The sequence below is a fragment of the Acetobacter malorum genome (genome assembly GCF_002153605.1).
Taxonomy (GTDB): domain Bacteria; phylum Pseudomonadota; class Alphaproteobacteria; order Acetobacterales; family Acetobacteraceae; genus Acetobacter; species Acetobacter malorum_A.
In genome coordinates this window covers 70,915-84,675 of the sequence record NZ_JOPG01000020.1, presented here as the reverse complement: position 1 = coordinate 84,675, position 13,761 = coordinate 70,915, and the positions used below count along the sequence as shown (strand labels likewise).

Sequence of the window (13,761 nt, the reverse complement as noted above, 5' to 3'; positions counted from 1 at the left end):
CATCGTGACGGATGGGGCGAATAACAGCACCATTCTTCATAACCAGATGCAGGTCTGCATCATGCGTCGTCGTCACGCTGGCAGCCGGCTTCTGACAATTTTCTACCAGGTTGCCGCGAGCTTCCAGAGCGCGGAACAGAGCTTCCACAAAGTTTCTGCCTACGCACAGCGGTGCGGCGGCGTCAGCTTCCCAGCTCCGTGCGCCCGCAGCGCGCAGTACCACCACCTTGCCATTCTGGCGGAAGGTAGAGCGGTTGCCTGTATCAAGGTAGCTTTCTGTTAGCATGCCATCAGCTCGGATTACAGAATGCTGCTCTGTTTCAACATGATAGTAATCATAAGAAGTGATGGATTTATCGTAGAAAATGGATACGCCATTAACCAGCATGCGCACAGGCACAAAGCGACCTTCGAAGAAGAGGCAATGCTCAGCGGTAATCAGCATATCTTTATAAGGCACACCGTCTGCAACGGCATCCTTAAGAACGCGGACAGGATAACCGGCTTCATCATCCTTCAATTCGGACCGAACAGTTGCATGAACCTTGCCGGCCCAGATGACACTCCGAGAGTCTTCCTTGTCATTTACGTAGGTCGTAATCACGTCACCCACACAGATCTTCTCAACGGGAACATCTCCATTAGGTGTCTGGATCATGCTGCCTGCAAGAAAGCAGGTTTCAATGGCAAGAGTGTCGCCATCATTAACGAGATTAAACTGCTGTCCATCAACAATATCAGATGTCTTGGGATCAAGTGTTACACTTGCAGTTTCCCCGTTCCCAGTAACTGTCAGGGTATATGTATCCGCGTCGTAACTGTATTTGGCAGAGGAATCATACGTCAGTGTCGAAAAATCAATAAGTCCACCATTTTTAAGGCCAATATTTGTCGCTGAGCCGCCATTCCCGACCGTTAACGTTCCACCACTCTTAATGACCGCCTCATCAATAGTTCCGTCCGAGTAGCCTCCTGAACTCGTTGTCGCGTTATACGAATATCCCCTTTCAACCGAGATATTCCCTCCAGTTTCAATGGTCGCCGAGGTGATGGCACCACCCAGGTTTCCAACTGCGCCACCACTAAACACCGTAATGGACGATACCTGAGAATGAGCACCAACATCGACCTGTGCAGTATCACCCACACTAACGCCATTGACTGAACCGCCGGATTCAACATTCATACTGGCACTTGTTGTCAGCGTGACATTCGAGAGTGTGCCCCCGCGTAAATCAATCCCAGCACTATTGGATGCTTTAACAGTGTCAACGTTACCGCCATTTTCAACGATAAGATCAGCACTACGGCTACCATCTAACGAAATGTTGGATGCATTTCCGCCGCTTAGTGCGAAAATATTTCCGCCACTTGTTACTGTAACACCGGAAAGTATTCCGCCGCTCTGAACAAGAATAGAACCAATGCCACCGCCATTCTGGCTCAAAGTGGCATCAGTCAGAGTGCCTTCAACAACAACATGGTCGGGCGTGCTATAAGAGGCACCATTTACTGTTTGGCCTGCCGAAATTGTCCTGGTGGCCGCAGGAAGTGGGTAATCAGACATAACAACCGTGGCTTTCTTTGCTTTTTTCATGAAAGACGTAAGATCGTGAAAAGAAATTCGGCTTCATGAATTAGGGAGAGACTACAAATTGCCGACATGAAATGCTGTGACGGCATCGCACAAAAAAACCTCTCCGCCTCAGAGTAAGGCGGAGAGGAATTACCTTATTCAGGCAGAGCGTATGCTGGTGAGAAGCGGCTTTGCGTCCGTCTTCAGGTAAGGACCAGCAGCCCGAATGTTGAGGGACAGAATGCCCATGCCGCTCTGAGTGAGATCCCCCAGGGGCAACACTGCGTCACCATTGGTCCATGCACAGTCTGTCCACTCCGTAGAGTGCCAGCCGGCGGGTTTTACGGCCTGCAGATGGGATGTAACGAGAGACTTCTTGTTGGCTGCTACAAGATGTACATCTGCGACAGCAACGCCCATCATACGGCGATCATCCACAAAGGGACCCACCACGTCAGCAGGGCGGCTGGCGCGAGAGACGATGCGAACGGAAGAAATGTTGGCAGGCAACATAAAGCTGTAACGCTGTCCTTCACGTCGGATAGGACGAATAGTCGCACCACTTTCCGTCATCAGATGCAGGTCTGGATCAACGATCAGTTCAGCATTCGCACTGGAAGAGCACGGGCTGCCGATCATGTTATTCCGAGCATCGAGCTTGTGAAATAAAGGTTCAACAAATGCGCGATCTACACACAAAGGTGCGCCAGCATCATGCTCCCAAGTCCGAACCGTACTACGAAGGCTGATAACAGTGCCCTCCTGATGGAAGGAGGAACGATTGCCCGTATCAAGGTAGCTTTCTGTCAGCATGCCATCAGCGGTGATCACGGAATGCTCTTCCGTTTCCACATGATAATAGTCGTAGGAGGTGATGCTGGTATCATAGAAAATGGACTTGCCGTTGACCAGCATACGTGCAGGCACAAACTGACCATCAAAGAACAGGCAGTGCTCAGGCGTAATCAGCATATCTTTGTAAGGAACACCGTCGGCAATAGCATTTTTCAGAACACGAACAGGGTAGCCCGCTTCGTCAGCCGGAAGACCAGGGCGAACCGTGGCATGTGCTTTCCCCGCCCAGACAACAGAGCGGACAACGTCTTTGTTGTTTTTCCAGTCAAATGCAACAATCGGGTCACCAATCTGAAGATTTTCAACCGCAATATCGCCATTCACAGTGCGGATCATGCTGCCGGGAAGGAAGCAAACTTCGTAGTAGAGGCCGCCATGTCCATCAGCAATGATCTTGTATCCAATGGTATTGGCGTTGGGAATGTTGAGGTGAAAATCAACCGTCTTGCCGCTCTCATCCGTGCCCAGGAAATCAATTCCGTTGGATGTCGTTTGGGTCATAGTAACATTTTTAAGGTTGACCAGATCAATCCGTCCACCGTTCTGCAGGCCGCTAATCACGTTTGTAGGCATGGTGTCGCCAGAGATCGTGAGCAGAGAGGAGGCACCTTCCATTACAATGGAACCATTCCCGGCAGACCCATTCAAGATCAGCTGCCCACCGTTGCTTATGGTTGTCTCACCACTCAGCTTACTGGTGCTGTCCACATTGACAACGCCACCGTTTGTAACGGTCGAGGCGCTTAGAACACCACCACTGATAATATTAGCAGATCCGCTGCCGCCAATGGTGGCGCTGGTAACCGTTGCAGCATCATCTTTCAGGACACCGCCAGAGACAGCAACGATGTTTGCCTTGCCGCCATTCTGAACATTAAACTCGCCTGCAATCACAGTGCTGCTGGTCAGCGTCCCGCCCAGAACGTTCAACTGGGCCTGATTTCCAGCAACAGTATTTCCTGTTCCTGAAGCGCCGCTCTGGATATTGATGTAACCAGCAGATGCTGTGGATTTATCAACGCTTGCACCCGAGGACACGTTCAGGCTGCCCCCCTGTGTGGTGATACCGGATGCATAGCCACCAGACGTGATGTTAGCGTAGTCCTGAGTATGGTTGGCTGTGTCAGTGTTGCTGAGTGTGCCGGACCCAGACAAAATACTGTTTTCGAAAATGCCTTTGGAACCAACAAAAACAGTTCCACCGTTAACAGTCGCATCATCCAATGTGCCGTTGGAAACATAGATACGTCCCACAGCGGACCCGCTGCTGCCGTCCTGCACGCCAGAGGCTTTGCCGCCACTGCTTACCCACAGTTCACCACCAGACAATGTGCTGTCTGTGAGCGTGCCACCCAGAGCATTTAGCTGGCCACCTTCAAAAATAGTATTTCCTGTTCCAGAACCACCAGTAGCCACGTTGATATAGCCGGAGGACGCATGCGAGCTTTCGACAAAGCCGCCGCTCCCAATATTCAGGCTGCCACCAAAGGTGGTGATGCCCGAGGCGATACCCCCGCTTAAAACATTGACGTAATTCTGTGTCTGGTTGGCTGTTGCTGTGTTTGTGTAATTACCGCTTCCGTAAATATTGGAATCACCAATTTCACTACCACTGCCAATTTCAACCGTGCCGCCATTAATGCTGCCGTTCAGAAATTCACCTCCATTGGAGGCATAAGCCCGAGCATAGTTGCTTATAGTATAGTTCGTCACAATGGCGTGGGCACCATCGCCATGAGCACTAATCACTGCAAAAGCAGCCTGCCCCCCGTAATATCCGGCTGTTCCAAGAGCCGCCACATGATCAACGGAGCCACTGTAGCCGACATCCAGAGTGCCGCCGCCATTGACTTGTACATCTGACAAAGAGGACTGCGAACCTCCCTTGTAGACATAAGTCTTATTGTTCACGACTGTACCCATAATTGAGACCCTTACTTAAATCCTGATTTATAAGAATTTCAGATAATTAACATTCTTAAGCGGAATTTATGTTTTCTATTGATTTAATAATGCTTAACGCATTAATAATTAACCGGTCTTTAACAGTGTGAGCGTGCGAAGTCGCGTTTGCATAAATCAGGATTTTAAAAAGTGATAATCTCTTTTATGTGACGTTATAAGCTCATGAAGGAACGTGATATTCGTAGAAAAATTGGTTACGCACGAGTTAGTACGATAGGACAAACCCTTGATATACAATTAGAAACTCTTTCAAGTTACGGCTGCGAAAAGATTTTCTGTGAAAAAGTCAGCGGTGCGAATGCACAGCGTAATCAGCTTCGAAAAATGATCAGAAGTCTCAAAAAAGAGGATACGGTGATTGTTGCGAGAATTGATCGGCTTGCAAGAAGTACCTTTGACCTTTTCGCAATTGTTCATGAGATTACTAAAAAGGGCGCTCATTTTTATTCTCTGGCAGAGCCGTGGGCCGATACAAATACCAGCACAGGTCGTCTTATGCTTGCCGTTTTGGCGGGTCTTGCGGATGTGGAACGTGACCTGATCAGGACACGTACGGCAGAAGGGCGGGCCCGAGCCATTGAGCAAGGCAAGCGTATGGGGCGTCCTTCCAAAATCACTGAGCAGGAAAAGCAGGATGTAGTCCGGCGACGATTGCGGGGAGAATCCTTGAAATCCGTAGCAGAAGATTTTGGAATTAGTGTTGCAACGGTCTCTCGCCTTGCAATCGCAGCGACCAGCATGCCGACGAAAAAAAAGGAAGGAGCGCTTTCCTGTCATTGAAAGCGGCTCTTCTGTCCGGAGATATCCGACCTTATTTCTGAAAGTATTTGCGTATAAAAATCACACCCCTGGAGAATATAGGCAAGATGAAAGTGAAATTTCAGCTTTCAAAGAAATCGCTCAAAAATTTTTCGTGATCAAAGAATTTATTTTAAAGAAATTTACAGAATTTCTAAAAAAGTATCATTTTTAAAATGTTGTTATTGTTTGTGAATGAATTTTCGCAAAAGTATCTTTTTTGAAGACTGATTATCGCAGCTTTTTATGCGAATCCGGCGCCTTTCCGGATGACCAAAAAGACGCCGGGACCACTTACTTAGTCGTTTTTACCAAACGCCGGGCGGGTCGCTTCAAACAGGAACCACGTGCGGCGTTCCGTCTCATCAATCCAGTTTTCCAGCAGGCTGGCAGTCGCCACATCGTTGGCGTCATCACACACAGCATGCACTTTGCGCATCCGGGTTGTCAGCGCCAGATTGTCGTCGCGCAGTTCAGCCAGCATGTCTTCGGGCGTGACATACAGCGCATCGTTGTCCAGCACCTGCGTGCGGCGGGCAATTTCACCAATGGAATGCAGTGTTGTGCCACCAATTTTACGGGCGCGTTCAGCCATCGGGTCTGTCATGGCGAAAATCTGCGCGCTCTGTTCGTCCAGCAGCAGATGGTAATCACGGAAGTGGCGGCCGCTCATATGCCAGTGGAAATTCTTCGTTTTGACGTAGAGTGCAAACACATCGGCCAGCGTATCGGCCAGACCGGCCGCAACTTCCTTAACGGCATCGGCCTTCAGGTCTGTCGGTGTGCCAAGATACTCGCGGATATGAGCGTCTTTCGCATTTGAAGCTGTTTTGGGCATCAATTTCGTCCTTGGTTGCTCAGTCGCTACAGATGCAGCGTTCTGTTGTTACAAATGACGTGGGAAGCCAAAAGTTCCGTTGCAAGCCACATGATGCCAGCCATGCCTCCTGCGCAGAGACACCCCTGATGTCTGCGCGTCAAAGCGCACAGCCATGAGGCCATGCACTCTCAACCGGCAGGGGGAGGGAAGAGGGAATAGCCAGCAGAAACGTGCCAGCAAGGTCAGATGGTCAGGCGCGCAGGGCTTCAGCCTGTACCGCAACGGGCACGCAGGCATGCGTGGCGGTCTCGGCAGCCTGACGCTGCCGCATCCGCACTTCCTTCAACATGCACACCACACCGGGCACGCAGTTCCCGCATTGGGCCTTGCAGCGCTTGGAAGCGTAAATTTCACTGGGGCGGGTAGCGCCATGCGCCACGGCTGATTCGACGTCTTTGTGAGTCAGGCTGTTGCAAGAGCAGATGACCATTCGGAAAGCCCCGTATCTCTGATGAGAGATGCACTAAAAGCACGAATGAGAACCATTCGCAATACCTATTCGCAAAAAGAGCCTCGGCAATTGCGCAAGGCCCTGCTGCGGCCAGCGCAGGAATACACCCGCTGACAGGAAACAGCCGAGAGAACAACAGAGCGCACAATGCAGGGGACCGCATCATAACGTTTTGTTTTCATTGAAAATGTAAGGATTTGGTGGACCCGAGAGGAATAGAACTTTTGATTTCTTTCAAAGGCTTGCGGTGTCTAGCCGCGTTATATTTAGAGAACATAATCCTTGTTTTTGAGAAGTGTTTTGTCTAGCCAAGAGATAGCGGGTTCAGCATAATCAACTTCCCCTTCCTGATTTTTTCTTATTGTGGCGGTAGAGTGCATCACAAGATACGCGGAGACCGGTAAGGGAATCCACAAATATCAGCTTTACAGAAAATAGTGACCTTTATTGGATGCGGTGATTGATTCAGAATGTTGATAAGCTGATGAAATCACATTTACGCAGCACGGGAGCTAAAGGCATCAATGATAATGTAACTCGAGTATGGGGGCTCAATCACTACATATTGTAGGATAGCGCAGATTATGAACTATATTTATGTTAAAAATACAAAATAGCTTAGAGCTATCTATCAATCAGGAGGCTGATAATCCTGCCGTTGATATTGTAACGTACCATTAAGATAGGTAGCATGCTATCACTAGGCTTGGTCGAGAATATATTATAGTTAGGACATGAATAATGAGCGAACTTTTAAAGTTCGAGCATCCGCCGGTGACTGAGACCATTATTGGACTGCAGTTCAATCCGGTTGGGTTTATGAATTATCATTCAGGTTTGCTATGGGAAAAATTTAAGGAATATTACACAGGCATTCAAGAGCAAGCTGTAGTTCAGCCTGTCTTTGAAATGTTTGGTGGCAATTCGCCAAATTTAAATCAAATGAATTTTCCATTTCCATTTCCATTTCCGCCATTCGGGAACACAGAAGCGTCTCGTTATTGGTTTATTAGTGCTGATGATACAGAGGTTATGCAGATACAAAATAATAGAATTTTGCATAATTGGAGGAAAAGATCAGAAGATCAAAAATACCCACATTACAATAATATCAAAGAAAAATTTTTCAATGATTTACATGTCACACGAGAATTCTTTTGCCAACGTTCGATTGGAGAAATTATCCCCAACCAATGCGAGTTATGTTATGTTAACATTATCAAACTTAACGATGACAGATATTCTATCAAAAATGCTCATGATTTAACTCATCTGTTAGCCCAGAAAGTAACCCCCCCCAGTTCAAATTTAAAATTTGAAGGGTCTGGGATATCCAGTCGCTTTGTATTGTATGATACTAATCAAGAGCCTTGCGGACGAGTACATCTTAATTTGGCACCAGAAAACTTTAATGGTGGCATGGTCACTGCATTGAAGCTTGAAGTCATGGTAAGAGCTCGCCCGTCAAAAGATTCGTTTCCCGACGCCTTGCCAGCTTTTTACGACACCTTACATGATACTGCATTAAAGGTTTTTATGTCAGTTATCGCGGACGAAGTGCTGGCAGCGTGGGGAGTTCAGAAATAATGGTACGCACTAACTTAGCTACTGTTCATTCCTTATCAGAGGGAGAAGATAGTAGCGCTATTACTTTCCCACGATTTGAGCGGAGCTTTGAGGCAGTAAGTGATTACCAGTGGCAGAAACCTGTAATGACAAGGATATGTGAATTACTTCAGTTGCGGGAAAACTGGGATAGCTATCACGCGCCTGCGTTAGAACGTGATTTGGGCATGTTTGCTATCCAATTACTAAACCAAATCATGGTTCCTGGAATTAAAGCTCCCCAAATTGTGCCCACTTCTGAAGGAAAATTACAGATTGAATGGCATACTGGAGGGTGTGACTTAGAGATTGAAATTAATGGGATTTACGATATTGATATGTGGTTTCAAAACCATAGGCAGCAAGAAGAAGGCTATTTTGTCGCTCTAGATTCTGATTATACACAGATAAGCGATGCTGTTCGGACAATTATTCGGCAAATAAATAGATAGTAGTGTGAATTGAAGTTATGCGAAATTTTTTGCGTCGAGTGCACCCTACCCAAGTCGTTTACGACGAAAACAAAAAAGAGTGGAGAGCCTCAAGCGCTGCTTTTCGTGATGAAGAAATGTCTTGTGATGATGAAAACAAGCTTCACTCTATGCATTTAAATTGGAAGGCCACTTTAGAAGGTTATGAAGGATACTCTTTGGTTAGACTTTCTGAGTTGCTCGTTTTATCAAATTCTCTTTCTATAGTTGAAGACCCTATTATTAATATTGACGCAGAGAATTTGGCTCATGTTCTTATTAAAGGAAAAAAACGGAAACCGATTACGAATAATCTTAAAGAGGGATGTGAGCCTATCTTGATTGTTCTTCCACAACCTGTACCAGTAAGTTGATAAGGACAGATTTAGATTTATCAAAATCTTATTTTTAGACCTACATGTTGATATACCTTCTGATTGGAGGTTGAGAAATAATTTTTTTATATTGATCTCATTAAGTTACTGGTTCGGTAAAAATTTACCTAGTATTTTTTCTCATTTCATAATATGTATTTTTCTTAATTAATGAAAAGGTGTTCGGTATGTCATTAGTTCGTATTGGTAATGAGAAAATTATAGCAGCTTGCAATATACATCTTCAGAATTTTTTTATCTCAGATAAAATAAAAGAGGCTCTTGAGAAGCTAAGAGCAAAAGCTAAGGACAATTTTGAAAGTTCAATTAATTTATCAGACCACGATTTTTTATTAATCAAAGATTATTTGTAATATTTAAATTTTAATACAACATTATTGAGTTGATATTTTATTAAAATTTCTAACTTTTGGCTGTTGTTTCCAAGTTTTTATGCAAAGCTATCTCCATTGATGGCGGGGCCAATCGAAGCAGCCTCGCCATATACCATCAGCTGTTTTGCAAAGTCTGATTGGCCGCATCAAGCGCAGCCTCAGCTGCCAGCCATTCCTCATGTGTGGGGGCGCGGCCCTCTTTGATGGGGGCTAGCAGGCTCTTGATATCAGACACGATGCTGGGCGCAGCCTCTGCCAGCTGCTCAACGGCGGAAACGGCGATAGCGAGATATTCGGGGTTCATGGCGTTCTTCCAAAAAAATAGAAAAGGGAAGGGCGTCGGTATTTCCGACACCCTTAGTGCGGCTGATTAGCTGGCCGGCAGCAGCTTTTGCGCGGCCTGAAACGCTGCCGTGGCGGCCTCAACCTCAGCCTCAGACAGCGGATCACCAGCATCAGCTGCCTCTTGCAACGGCTGGATTTTGTCGTGTGCAATCTGGAATCCGGCCTCAATCATTGTCACGACAGCAGGATCTGCAGCGGGATTATGCTTATAGGCGTAAGCAAGATACGCAGATGCATCGTACGATTCACTCAGAGCAAAAACGGCCTGCTGGCGCTTGACCTCAGCTGAGGCATTCGCGTCACTTTTGCAGGCCGTCAGGCCGACGCAGGACAGAAGCAGCGCACCAGCCAGCGCGCCACGCAAGAGAGATTTGGTTTTCATCTGGGCATTTCCAATAAAAAAAGCCGCCTCAGCGGGCGGCAGAAAAAGGGTCGTGCTATTATCACGCCCCTTAGAGAAGGCGCGGTTTATGAGGTCGGCGGCCCCGACCCCGGCAGTCAGGACGGCTTAGTCGCCGCGCTGGACTGAGACGCCAGGACAGAGGCCGCAGTAGCCAGCAGCGCACCACCCGGTACGGTATCCGCAATGATCTGCGTGGCGGCCGGGCCGATGTCTTTATGCGTGCTGACAGCATGGACAACCTTGAGCAGATCATCCCGCTCACCGGCAATGCGGTTGAGCAGAGTGGATTCCGCTGAGGCTGTCTGGCCGCTGCTGTCGCTCGCCAGGAGCGGCAAACAGGTGCTCAGCAGAGCGACCGCTGCAGCATCCGGAAGGACGCCAAACCACGAGGCAATGCCCGTGCCAATGGCGATGCCGCCCGCAATAAGCGTGGTCGGCTGACGCAGGTATGCGCCAACTTTGGAGAGGGTCATGGCCTTCTTTCTGTTACTGGCCGCCACGCAGGGAGGCGGGCAGGGTGTTAATATCCACGCGCTCGATAATCAGCGCGTCCGGGTGATGGGCGATCATGCGCGCGAGCTGCGGGAGCAGGCGCGCCAGAAGCTTGTCTGTCAGCCGCTCAATATCCCGATCTGACAGACCTTCTTTTTCGGTCATGCAGTCTCCTTAATACGGCTTATTTCTGCCGCGTTGAGCTGATCTGCTGATGGTGGAGAGGCTGGAGCCGGAGAAGCCGGCACATGCCCGTTGGTTGCCCCGGTATAGACCAGCCACTCCACATGCCTGCGGGCCGTGAGGCCGGGCAGGGTGATCAGGCGGCCATTCTTATGAGCATGATCCCAGAGCAGGAGCTGCTCACCGGCAGCGATATCCTGCCCGCTATTGAGCAGGCGGATCAGGGTGGAGCCGGCAACAGCGGATGTGCCCAGGTTAAACTGCCAGTCCAGGAGCGCGCCCTCCCTGTTCGGAGTGAGCGCCACATGGACGAGCTGCCGCAGTTTATAGCGCAGCCCTGCCAGTGTGAGCATTAGCAGAGACTCTGCCTGCACTGCCGTAATGGCAGGCGTGCGGGCGGTGACGGCGGCCCCGTTGGCCAGGCAACGGTTGCCGTAGCCGATGGTCCAGTAGCCCGCCGGACAAATGTAGGGCTTGAGGCGCAGGCCCTCGTACTCGCGGGCGAGACCCGCCGCGATTGTGATGGAGTCATTCATTTTGGATTCCAGATGCAAAAAAGGCCGCACTTGGCGGCCTGTTTGGATTTGGCCGAAAACTGGTTTTCGGCTGTTCCGGTTGACAAAAACGCGTTACGGAGCAGTGCCCCAGCCAAGCAAGTGCAGGATGCCCTGAGCCACACCCCAGCCGACACCAATGCCGCCAGTGAGCAGGAATGACCGCCAACCGATCAGCTCTTTGAGCTTGGCGGCAATATCATCCAGGCGCTTATCAATACTCTTGATGTCGGCCTGTGTGTCTGCCTGGTTAGCCTTGACCAGGACCATATCCGCCTGCAAATCGCGCACGTGAGCATCCAGCGCACCAAACTCCCCCCGCGTGATGTAATCCAGCGGGGGAGGGTAATTTGTGTCAGGCATTTTTTCTCTCATTTTTGGAAAATTCGTTTCTATTTTTTATATTCCTGCAAGAAATATAAAAATTAAGCCGGACCCTTAGCAAAAATCTGGAAGCTGCCCTGATGGTTTCGGGCGTTGAAGTAAAACCCCTCTTTGGTGCGTCCCCAGATATACCAGTCTGTATCTGTCTGGTTGTCGCCGCTCCCGTCCGAGCAGGCGAATACGTTGGGGGTGCCTCTAAACTCCCGAGGGAATGGTACCCACTGGCCGCCGGCCGTATTGAAAGTGATGGTAAAAACCAGATCCTGAATACCGGCAGTGATTGTGTAATAGCCGTTGCCGGCTGTGCCGCCTGACGGTAGCTGTGATGTGGTCGCAAGGTTATCCAGATCCGACACAAACGCGACCCGCCCTTTAGGGGTAACGATGTTTCCGTTCCACGGAAACTGCCAGTCATAACGTTTGCCCGAATAATCAAGCCCAAACATATTGATGCCGGAGTAATTATCGCCAGGACTGCCCAGAAGGTCAGTGATCTGGAAGGCACCCATGTAGGTATTTGTCGCACCGTCTGGCGATCCAAAGATCAGATGCCCATTTGACCAGCGGCGCTGCCCCGATGCTGTGCCACCAGACCAGCCAAGCCCCACACCAACAGAGACATTGCCTCGGACCGTCTGGTCTCCGTAAAACGTGTTGCCGCCCCCTAAATTTGCTTTGGAGGTCTGAAGGTTTCCCTCAATGGTCGTGGCACGGCTAGTCTCGGCACTCAGAGCGCCGTTGGTAGCATAGTCGCCCTGAGGCTGGACATATTTCCAGACCCCCGTCGTATCGAGAAAACCGAACGCCTGAGCATCCGTGTCATAGGTCACCTGCAGGACGTAGTGACTATGTTCTGAGATGGCCCCGACTACAGCAGGCAGGCCCTTTATCGTCAGACCTCCTGCCAGATCCAGCGAACCATCCTGCCCCAGAACAGGAAGACACTCCGCGGGGACTTCGTTGTAGACCTCAACCGTTCCAGGAAAATTGAGGGCTGCTCTGGTGTTGGCCGTATTCCCCAGGACTGTCGTACGGGCCAGCACGCTGGGGGTGCCGACCGTCAGTGTGCCTATGCCCCACTCCGCACTAGACCCATCGTCGGCAAAGTAGAAAACCAAGGCTCCGGATGAAAACGCCGCCTCAAATGAGCGCCGGTCCGCCTCTGGCCCGTTGAGCGTAAAACTCCCCGTGCCGGGCGCGGTAGCTGTCTCCAGCACGTAATTACTGAGCTGCGGTGCAGGCATTACAGGCGCTCCGTCAGGGTGAGTGTCAGGGCATGCCGGTCAGCAATGCCAAACGGATTGGTGAGGTCATTGCCACTCAGGCGGCCAAACAGGGATTTTTCGGCCAGCACGGCGGGCGTTGCGGACGGGTCCGGCAGAAACAGGATATTTTGCCCTGTGGCCGCAACCCGCAGGATCTGCTCCAGGACCACGGCATCAGCATCCCCGTAGGACTGATGCGCGATACTCAGAGAGCGCTGATACCAGCGCGGAGAGACAAACTCGGCACCACCCAGCGTGGTGATGCTGTCCACCCCCAGATTGCGGTCTGCCGTGCTCTCCGTGCTGTAATTGCGCGCCGGCTGCCAGAGCGGGCCAGCATAAGCCAGCGGGATCGAGAGATATCCGTCCGGATTATCTTTATCTGTTATGGTTATTTCGCAGCGCTCTGCCGTGATGGCGCCGGGCAGTACGTAGACACATTGACCATTGGTAGCATTGCATGGACCTGTCCAGTCTGAGATCCAGTCTACACCGTACCAACTGGCATCGTAACTGCCTGTGCGTATCCGCCACGTTGCAGTGGCGCTCAGATTGGTCCGGAACAGGCCAAATGCCCGCCACGGCCCCGCAGGCGGGTGACTGATGGTGAGGGTTGCTGTTGTGCCGGGCACACGCCAGCCCAGACTGGGAGCACCCTGCTGGTTACGCAGGTTTGTGACTGGCAGGCCGGACACCTGCGCACTGGCAGAGAGCGCCGCATCCAGGACGCGGTTCTCCCACCCAATTCCGCAATTTTCCATTTATT

General features: G+C 50.1%; 17 protein-coding genes. 5 read left to right on the top strand and 12 right to left on the bottom strand.

What is annotated here, in order from left to right:
- Positions 1 to 1,567: Hint domain-containing protein (locus tag HK23_RS09670; RefSeq protein ID WP_256940143.1), on the bottom strand; the 1,567-nt coding region annotated here is incomplete at its 3' end.
- Positions 1,568 to 1,735: 168 nt separating this feature from the next.
- On the bottom strand, positions 1,736 to 4,297 hold the full coding sequence (locus tag HK23_RS09665) for a Hint domain-containing protein (RefSeq protein ID WP_256940142.1): 2,562 nt from the start codon (positions 4,295 to 4,297) through the stop codon (positions 1,736 to 1,738).
- Positions 4,298 to 4,558: 261 nt separating this feature from the next.
- Between HK23_RS09665 and HK23_RS09660 the strand changes: the two genes are divergently transcribed.
- A complete protein-coding gene (locus HK23_RS09660) occupies positions 4,559 to 5,176 on the top strand; it encodes a recombinase family protein (protein WP_086653793.1) in 618 nt (205 codons plus the stop codon).
- 316 nt (positions 5,177 to 5,492) lie between these two features.
- Here the strand turns inward: HK23_RS09660 and HK23_RS09655 are convergent, their stop codons facing one another.
- A complete protein-coding gene (locus tag HK23_RS09655) occupies positions 5,493 to 6,032 on the bottom strand; it encodes a Dps family protein (protein ID WP_063907058.1) in 540 nt (179 codons plus the stop codon).
- A gap of 232 nt (positions 6,033 to 6,264) precedes the next feature.
- Complete coding sequence (locus HK23_RS09650) at positions 6,265 to 6,504, bottom strand: (2Fe-2S)-binding protein (protein ID WP_086653792.1); 240 nt, start codon at positions 6,502 to 6,504, stop codon at positions 6,265 to 6,267.
- A gap of 762 nt (positions 6,505 to 7,266) precedes the next feature.
- Between HK23_RS09650 and HK23_RS09645 the strand changes: the two genes are divergently transcribed.
- From HK23_RS09645 to HK23_RS14350, 4 genes are all read left to right on the top strand, one after another.
- Positions 7,267 to 8,112, top strand: a complete 846-nt coding sequence (locus tag HK23_RS09645; RefSeq protein ID WP_086653791.1) for a TIGR04255 family protein — start codon at positions 7,267 to 7,269, stop codon at positions 8,110 to 8,112.
- Complete coding sequence (locus HK23_RS09640; RefSeq protein ID WP_143217543.1) at positions 8,112 to 8,582, top strand: hypothetical protein; 471 nt, start codon at positions 8,112 to 8,114, stop codon at positions 8,580 to 8,582. The genes HK23_RS09645 and HK23_RS09640 overlap by 1 nt, the downstream gene beginning before the upstream one ends.
- 17 nt (positions 8,583 to 8,599) lie before the next feature.
- On the top strand, positions 8,600 to 8,974 hold the full coding sequence (locus tag HK23_RS14355; RefSeq protein WP_218777705.1) for a hypothetical protein: 375 nt from the start codon (positions 8,600 to 8,602) through the stop codon (positions 8,972 to 8,974).
- 188 nt (positions 8,975 to 9,162) lie between these two features.
- Positions 9,163 to 9,348 carry a hypothetical protein gene (locus tag HK23_RS14350; RefSeq protein WP_143217541.1) on the top strand — a complete coding sequence of 62 codons (186 nt, stop codon included), beginning with the start codon at positions 9,163 to 9,165 and terminating at the stop codon, positions 9,346 to 9,348.
- A gap of 136 nt (positions 9,349 to 9,484) precedes the next feature.
- Here the strand turns inward: HK23_RS14350 and HK23_RS09635 are convergent, their stop codons facing one another.
- The 8 genes from HK23_RS09635 to HK23_RS09605 all read right to left on the bottom strand — a co-directional run bounded on the left by HK23_RS09635 (position 9,485) and on the right by HK23_RS09605 (position 13,756).
- The gene (locus HK23_RS09635) at positions 9,485 to 9,673 is read right to left on the bottom strand and encodes a hypothetical protein (protein WP_086653789.1); all 189 of its coding nucleotides are present in this window, start codon (positions 9,671 to 9,673) and stop codon (positions 9,485 to 9,487) included.
- Between the two features lie 66 nt (positions 9,674 to 9,739).
- Positions 9,740 to 10,096 carry a hypothetical protein gene (locus HK23_RS09630; protein ID WP_086653788.1) on the bottom strand — a complete coding sequence of 119 codons (357 nt, stop codon included), beginning with the start codon at positions 10,094 to 10,096 and terminating at the stop codon, positions 9,740 to 9,742.
- Between the two features lie 116 nt (positions 10,097 to 10,212).
- A complete protein-coding gene (locus tag HK23_RS09625) occupies positions 10,213 to 10,590 on the bottom strand; it encodes a hypothetical protein (protein ID WP_086653787.1) in 378 nt (125 codons plus the stop codon).
- Between the two features lie 13 nt (positions 10,591 to 10,603).
- A complete protein-coding gene (locus tag HK23_RS14565; RefSeq protein WP_156478001.1) occupies positions 10,604 to 10,774 on the bottom strand; it encodes a hypothetical protein in 171 nt (56 codons plus the stop codon).
- The gene (locus tag HK23_RS09620) at positions 10,771 to 11,328 is read right to left on the bottom strand and encodes a lysozyme (protein WP_086653806.1); all 558 of its coding nucleotides are present in this window, start codon (positions 11,326 to 11,328) and stop codon (positions 10,771 to 10,773) included. Before HK23_RS09620 ends, HK23_RS14565 begins: the two co-directional genes overlap by 4 nt.
- A gap of 93 nt (positions 11,329 to 11,421) precedes the next feature.
- Positions 11,422 to 11,709 carry a hypothetical protein gene (locus HK23_RS09615; RefSeq protein ID WP_143217540.1) on the bottom strand — a complete coding sequence of 96 codons (288 nt, stop codon included), beginning with the start codon at positions 11,707 to 11,709 and terminating at the stop codon, positions 11,422 to 11,424.
- 62 nt (positions 11,710 to 11,771) lie between these two features.
- Positions 11,772 to 12,974 (bottom strand): hypothetical protein, encoded by a 1,203-nt coding sequence (locus tag HK23_RS09610; protein ID WP_086653785.1) that lies wholly within the window; start codon positions 12,972 to 12,974, stop codon positions 11,772 to 11,774.
- Positions 12,974 to 13,756, bottom strand: a complete 783-nt coding sequence (locus HK23_RS09605) for a hypothetical protein (protein ID WP_086653784.1) — start codon at positions 13,754 to 13,756, stop codon at positions 12,974 to 12,976. The genes HK23_RS09610 and HK23_RS09605 overlap by 1 nt, the downstream gene beginning before the upstream one ends.
- Positions 13,757 to 13,761: the final 5 nt, after the last annotated feature.

Bases quoted from the DNA above. Each gene is read 5' to 3' on its own strand.
- HK23_RS09625 (WP_086653787.1), bottom strand. From the start codon at position 10,590: ATGACCCTCTCCAAAGTTGGCGCATACCTGCGTCAGCCGACCACGCTT.
- HK23_RS09650 (WP_086653792.1), bottom strand. From the start codon at position 6,504: ATGGTCATCTGCTCTTGCAACAGCCTGACTCACAAAGACGTCGAATCA.
- HK23_RS09630 (WP_086653788.1), bottom strand. From the start codon at position 10,096: ATGAAAACCAAATCTCTCTTGCGTGGCGCGCTGGCTGGTGCGCTGCTT.
- HK23_RS09645 (WP_086653791.1), top strand. From the start codon at position 7,267: ATGAGCGAACTTTTAAAGTTCGAGCATCCGCCGGTGACTGAGACCATT.
- HK23_RS14350 (WP_143217541.1), top strand. From the start codon at position 9,163: ATGTCATTAGTTCGTATTGGTAATGAGAAAATTATAGCAGCTTGCAAT.
- HK23_RS09610 (WP_086653785.1), bottom strand. From the start codon at position 12,974: ATGCCTGCACCGCAGCTCAGTAATTACGTGCTGGAGACAGCTACCGCG.
- HK23_RS14565 (WP_156478001.1), bottom strand. From the start codon at position 10,774: ATGACCGAAAAAGAAGGTCTGTCAGATCGGGATATTGAGCGGCTGACA.
- HK23_RS09635 (WP_086653789.1), bottom strand. From the start codon at position 9,673: ATGAACCCCGAATATCTCGCTATCGCCGTTTCCGCCGTTGAGCAGCTG.
- HK23_RS09655 (WP_063907058.1), bottom strand. From the start codon at position 6,032: ATGCCCAAAACAGCTTCAAATGCGAAAGACGCTCATATCCGCGAGTAT.
- HK23_RS09620 (WP_086653806.1), bottom strand. From the start codon at position 11,328: ATGAATGACTCCATCACAATCGCGGCGGGTCTCGCCCGCGAGTACGAG.
- HK23_RS14355 (WP_218777705.1), top strand. From the start codon at position 8,600: ATGCGAAATTTTTTGCGTCGAGTGCACCCTACCCAAGTCGTTTACGAC.
- HK23_RS09660 (WP_086653793.1), top strand. From the start codon at position 4,559: ATGAAGGAACGTGATATTCGTAGAAAAATTGGTTACGCACGAGTTAGT.
- HK23_RS09605 (WP_086653784.1), bottom strand. From the start codon at position 13,756: ATGGAAAATTGCGGAATTGGGTGGGAGAACCGCGTCCTGGATGCGGCG.
- HK23_RS09640 (WP_143217543.1), top strand. From the start codon at position 8,112: ATGGTACGCACTAACTTAGCTACTGTTCATTCCTTATCAGAGGGAGAA.
- HK23_RS09615 (WP_143217540.1), bottom strand. From the start codon at position 11,709: ATGCCTGACACAAATTACCCTCCCCCGCTGGATTACATCACGCGGGGG.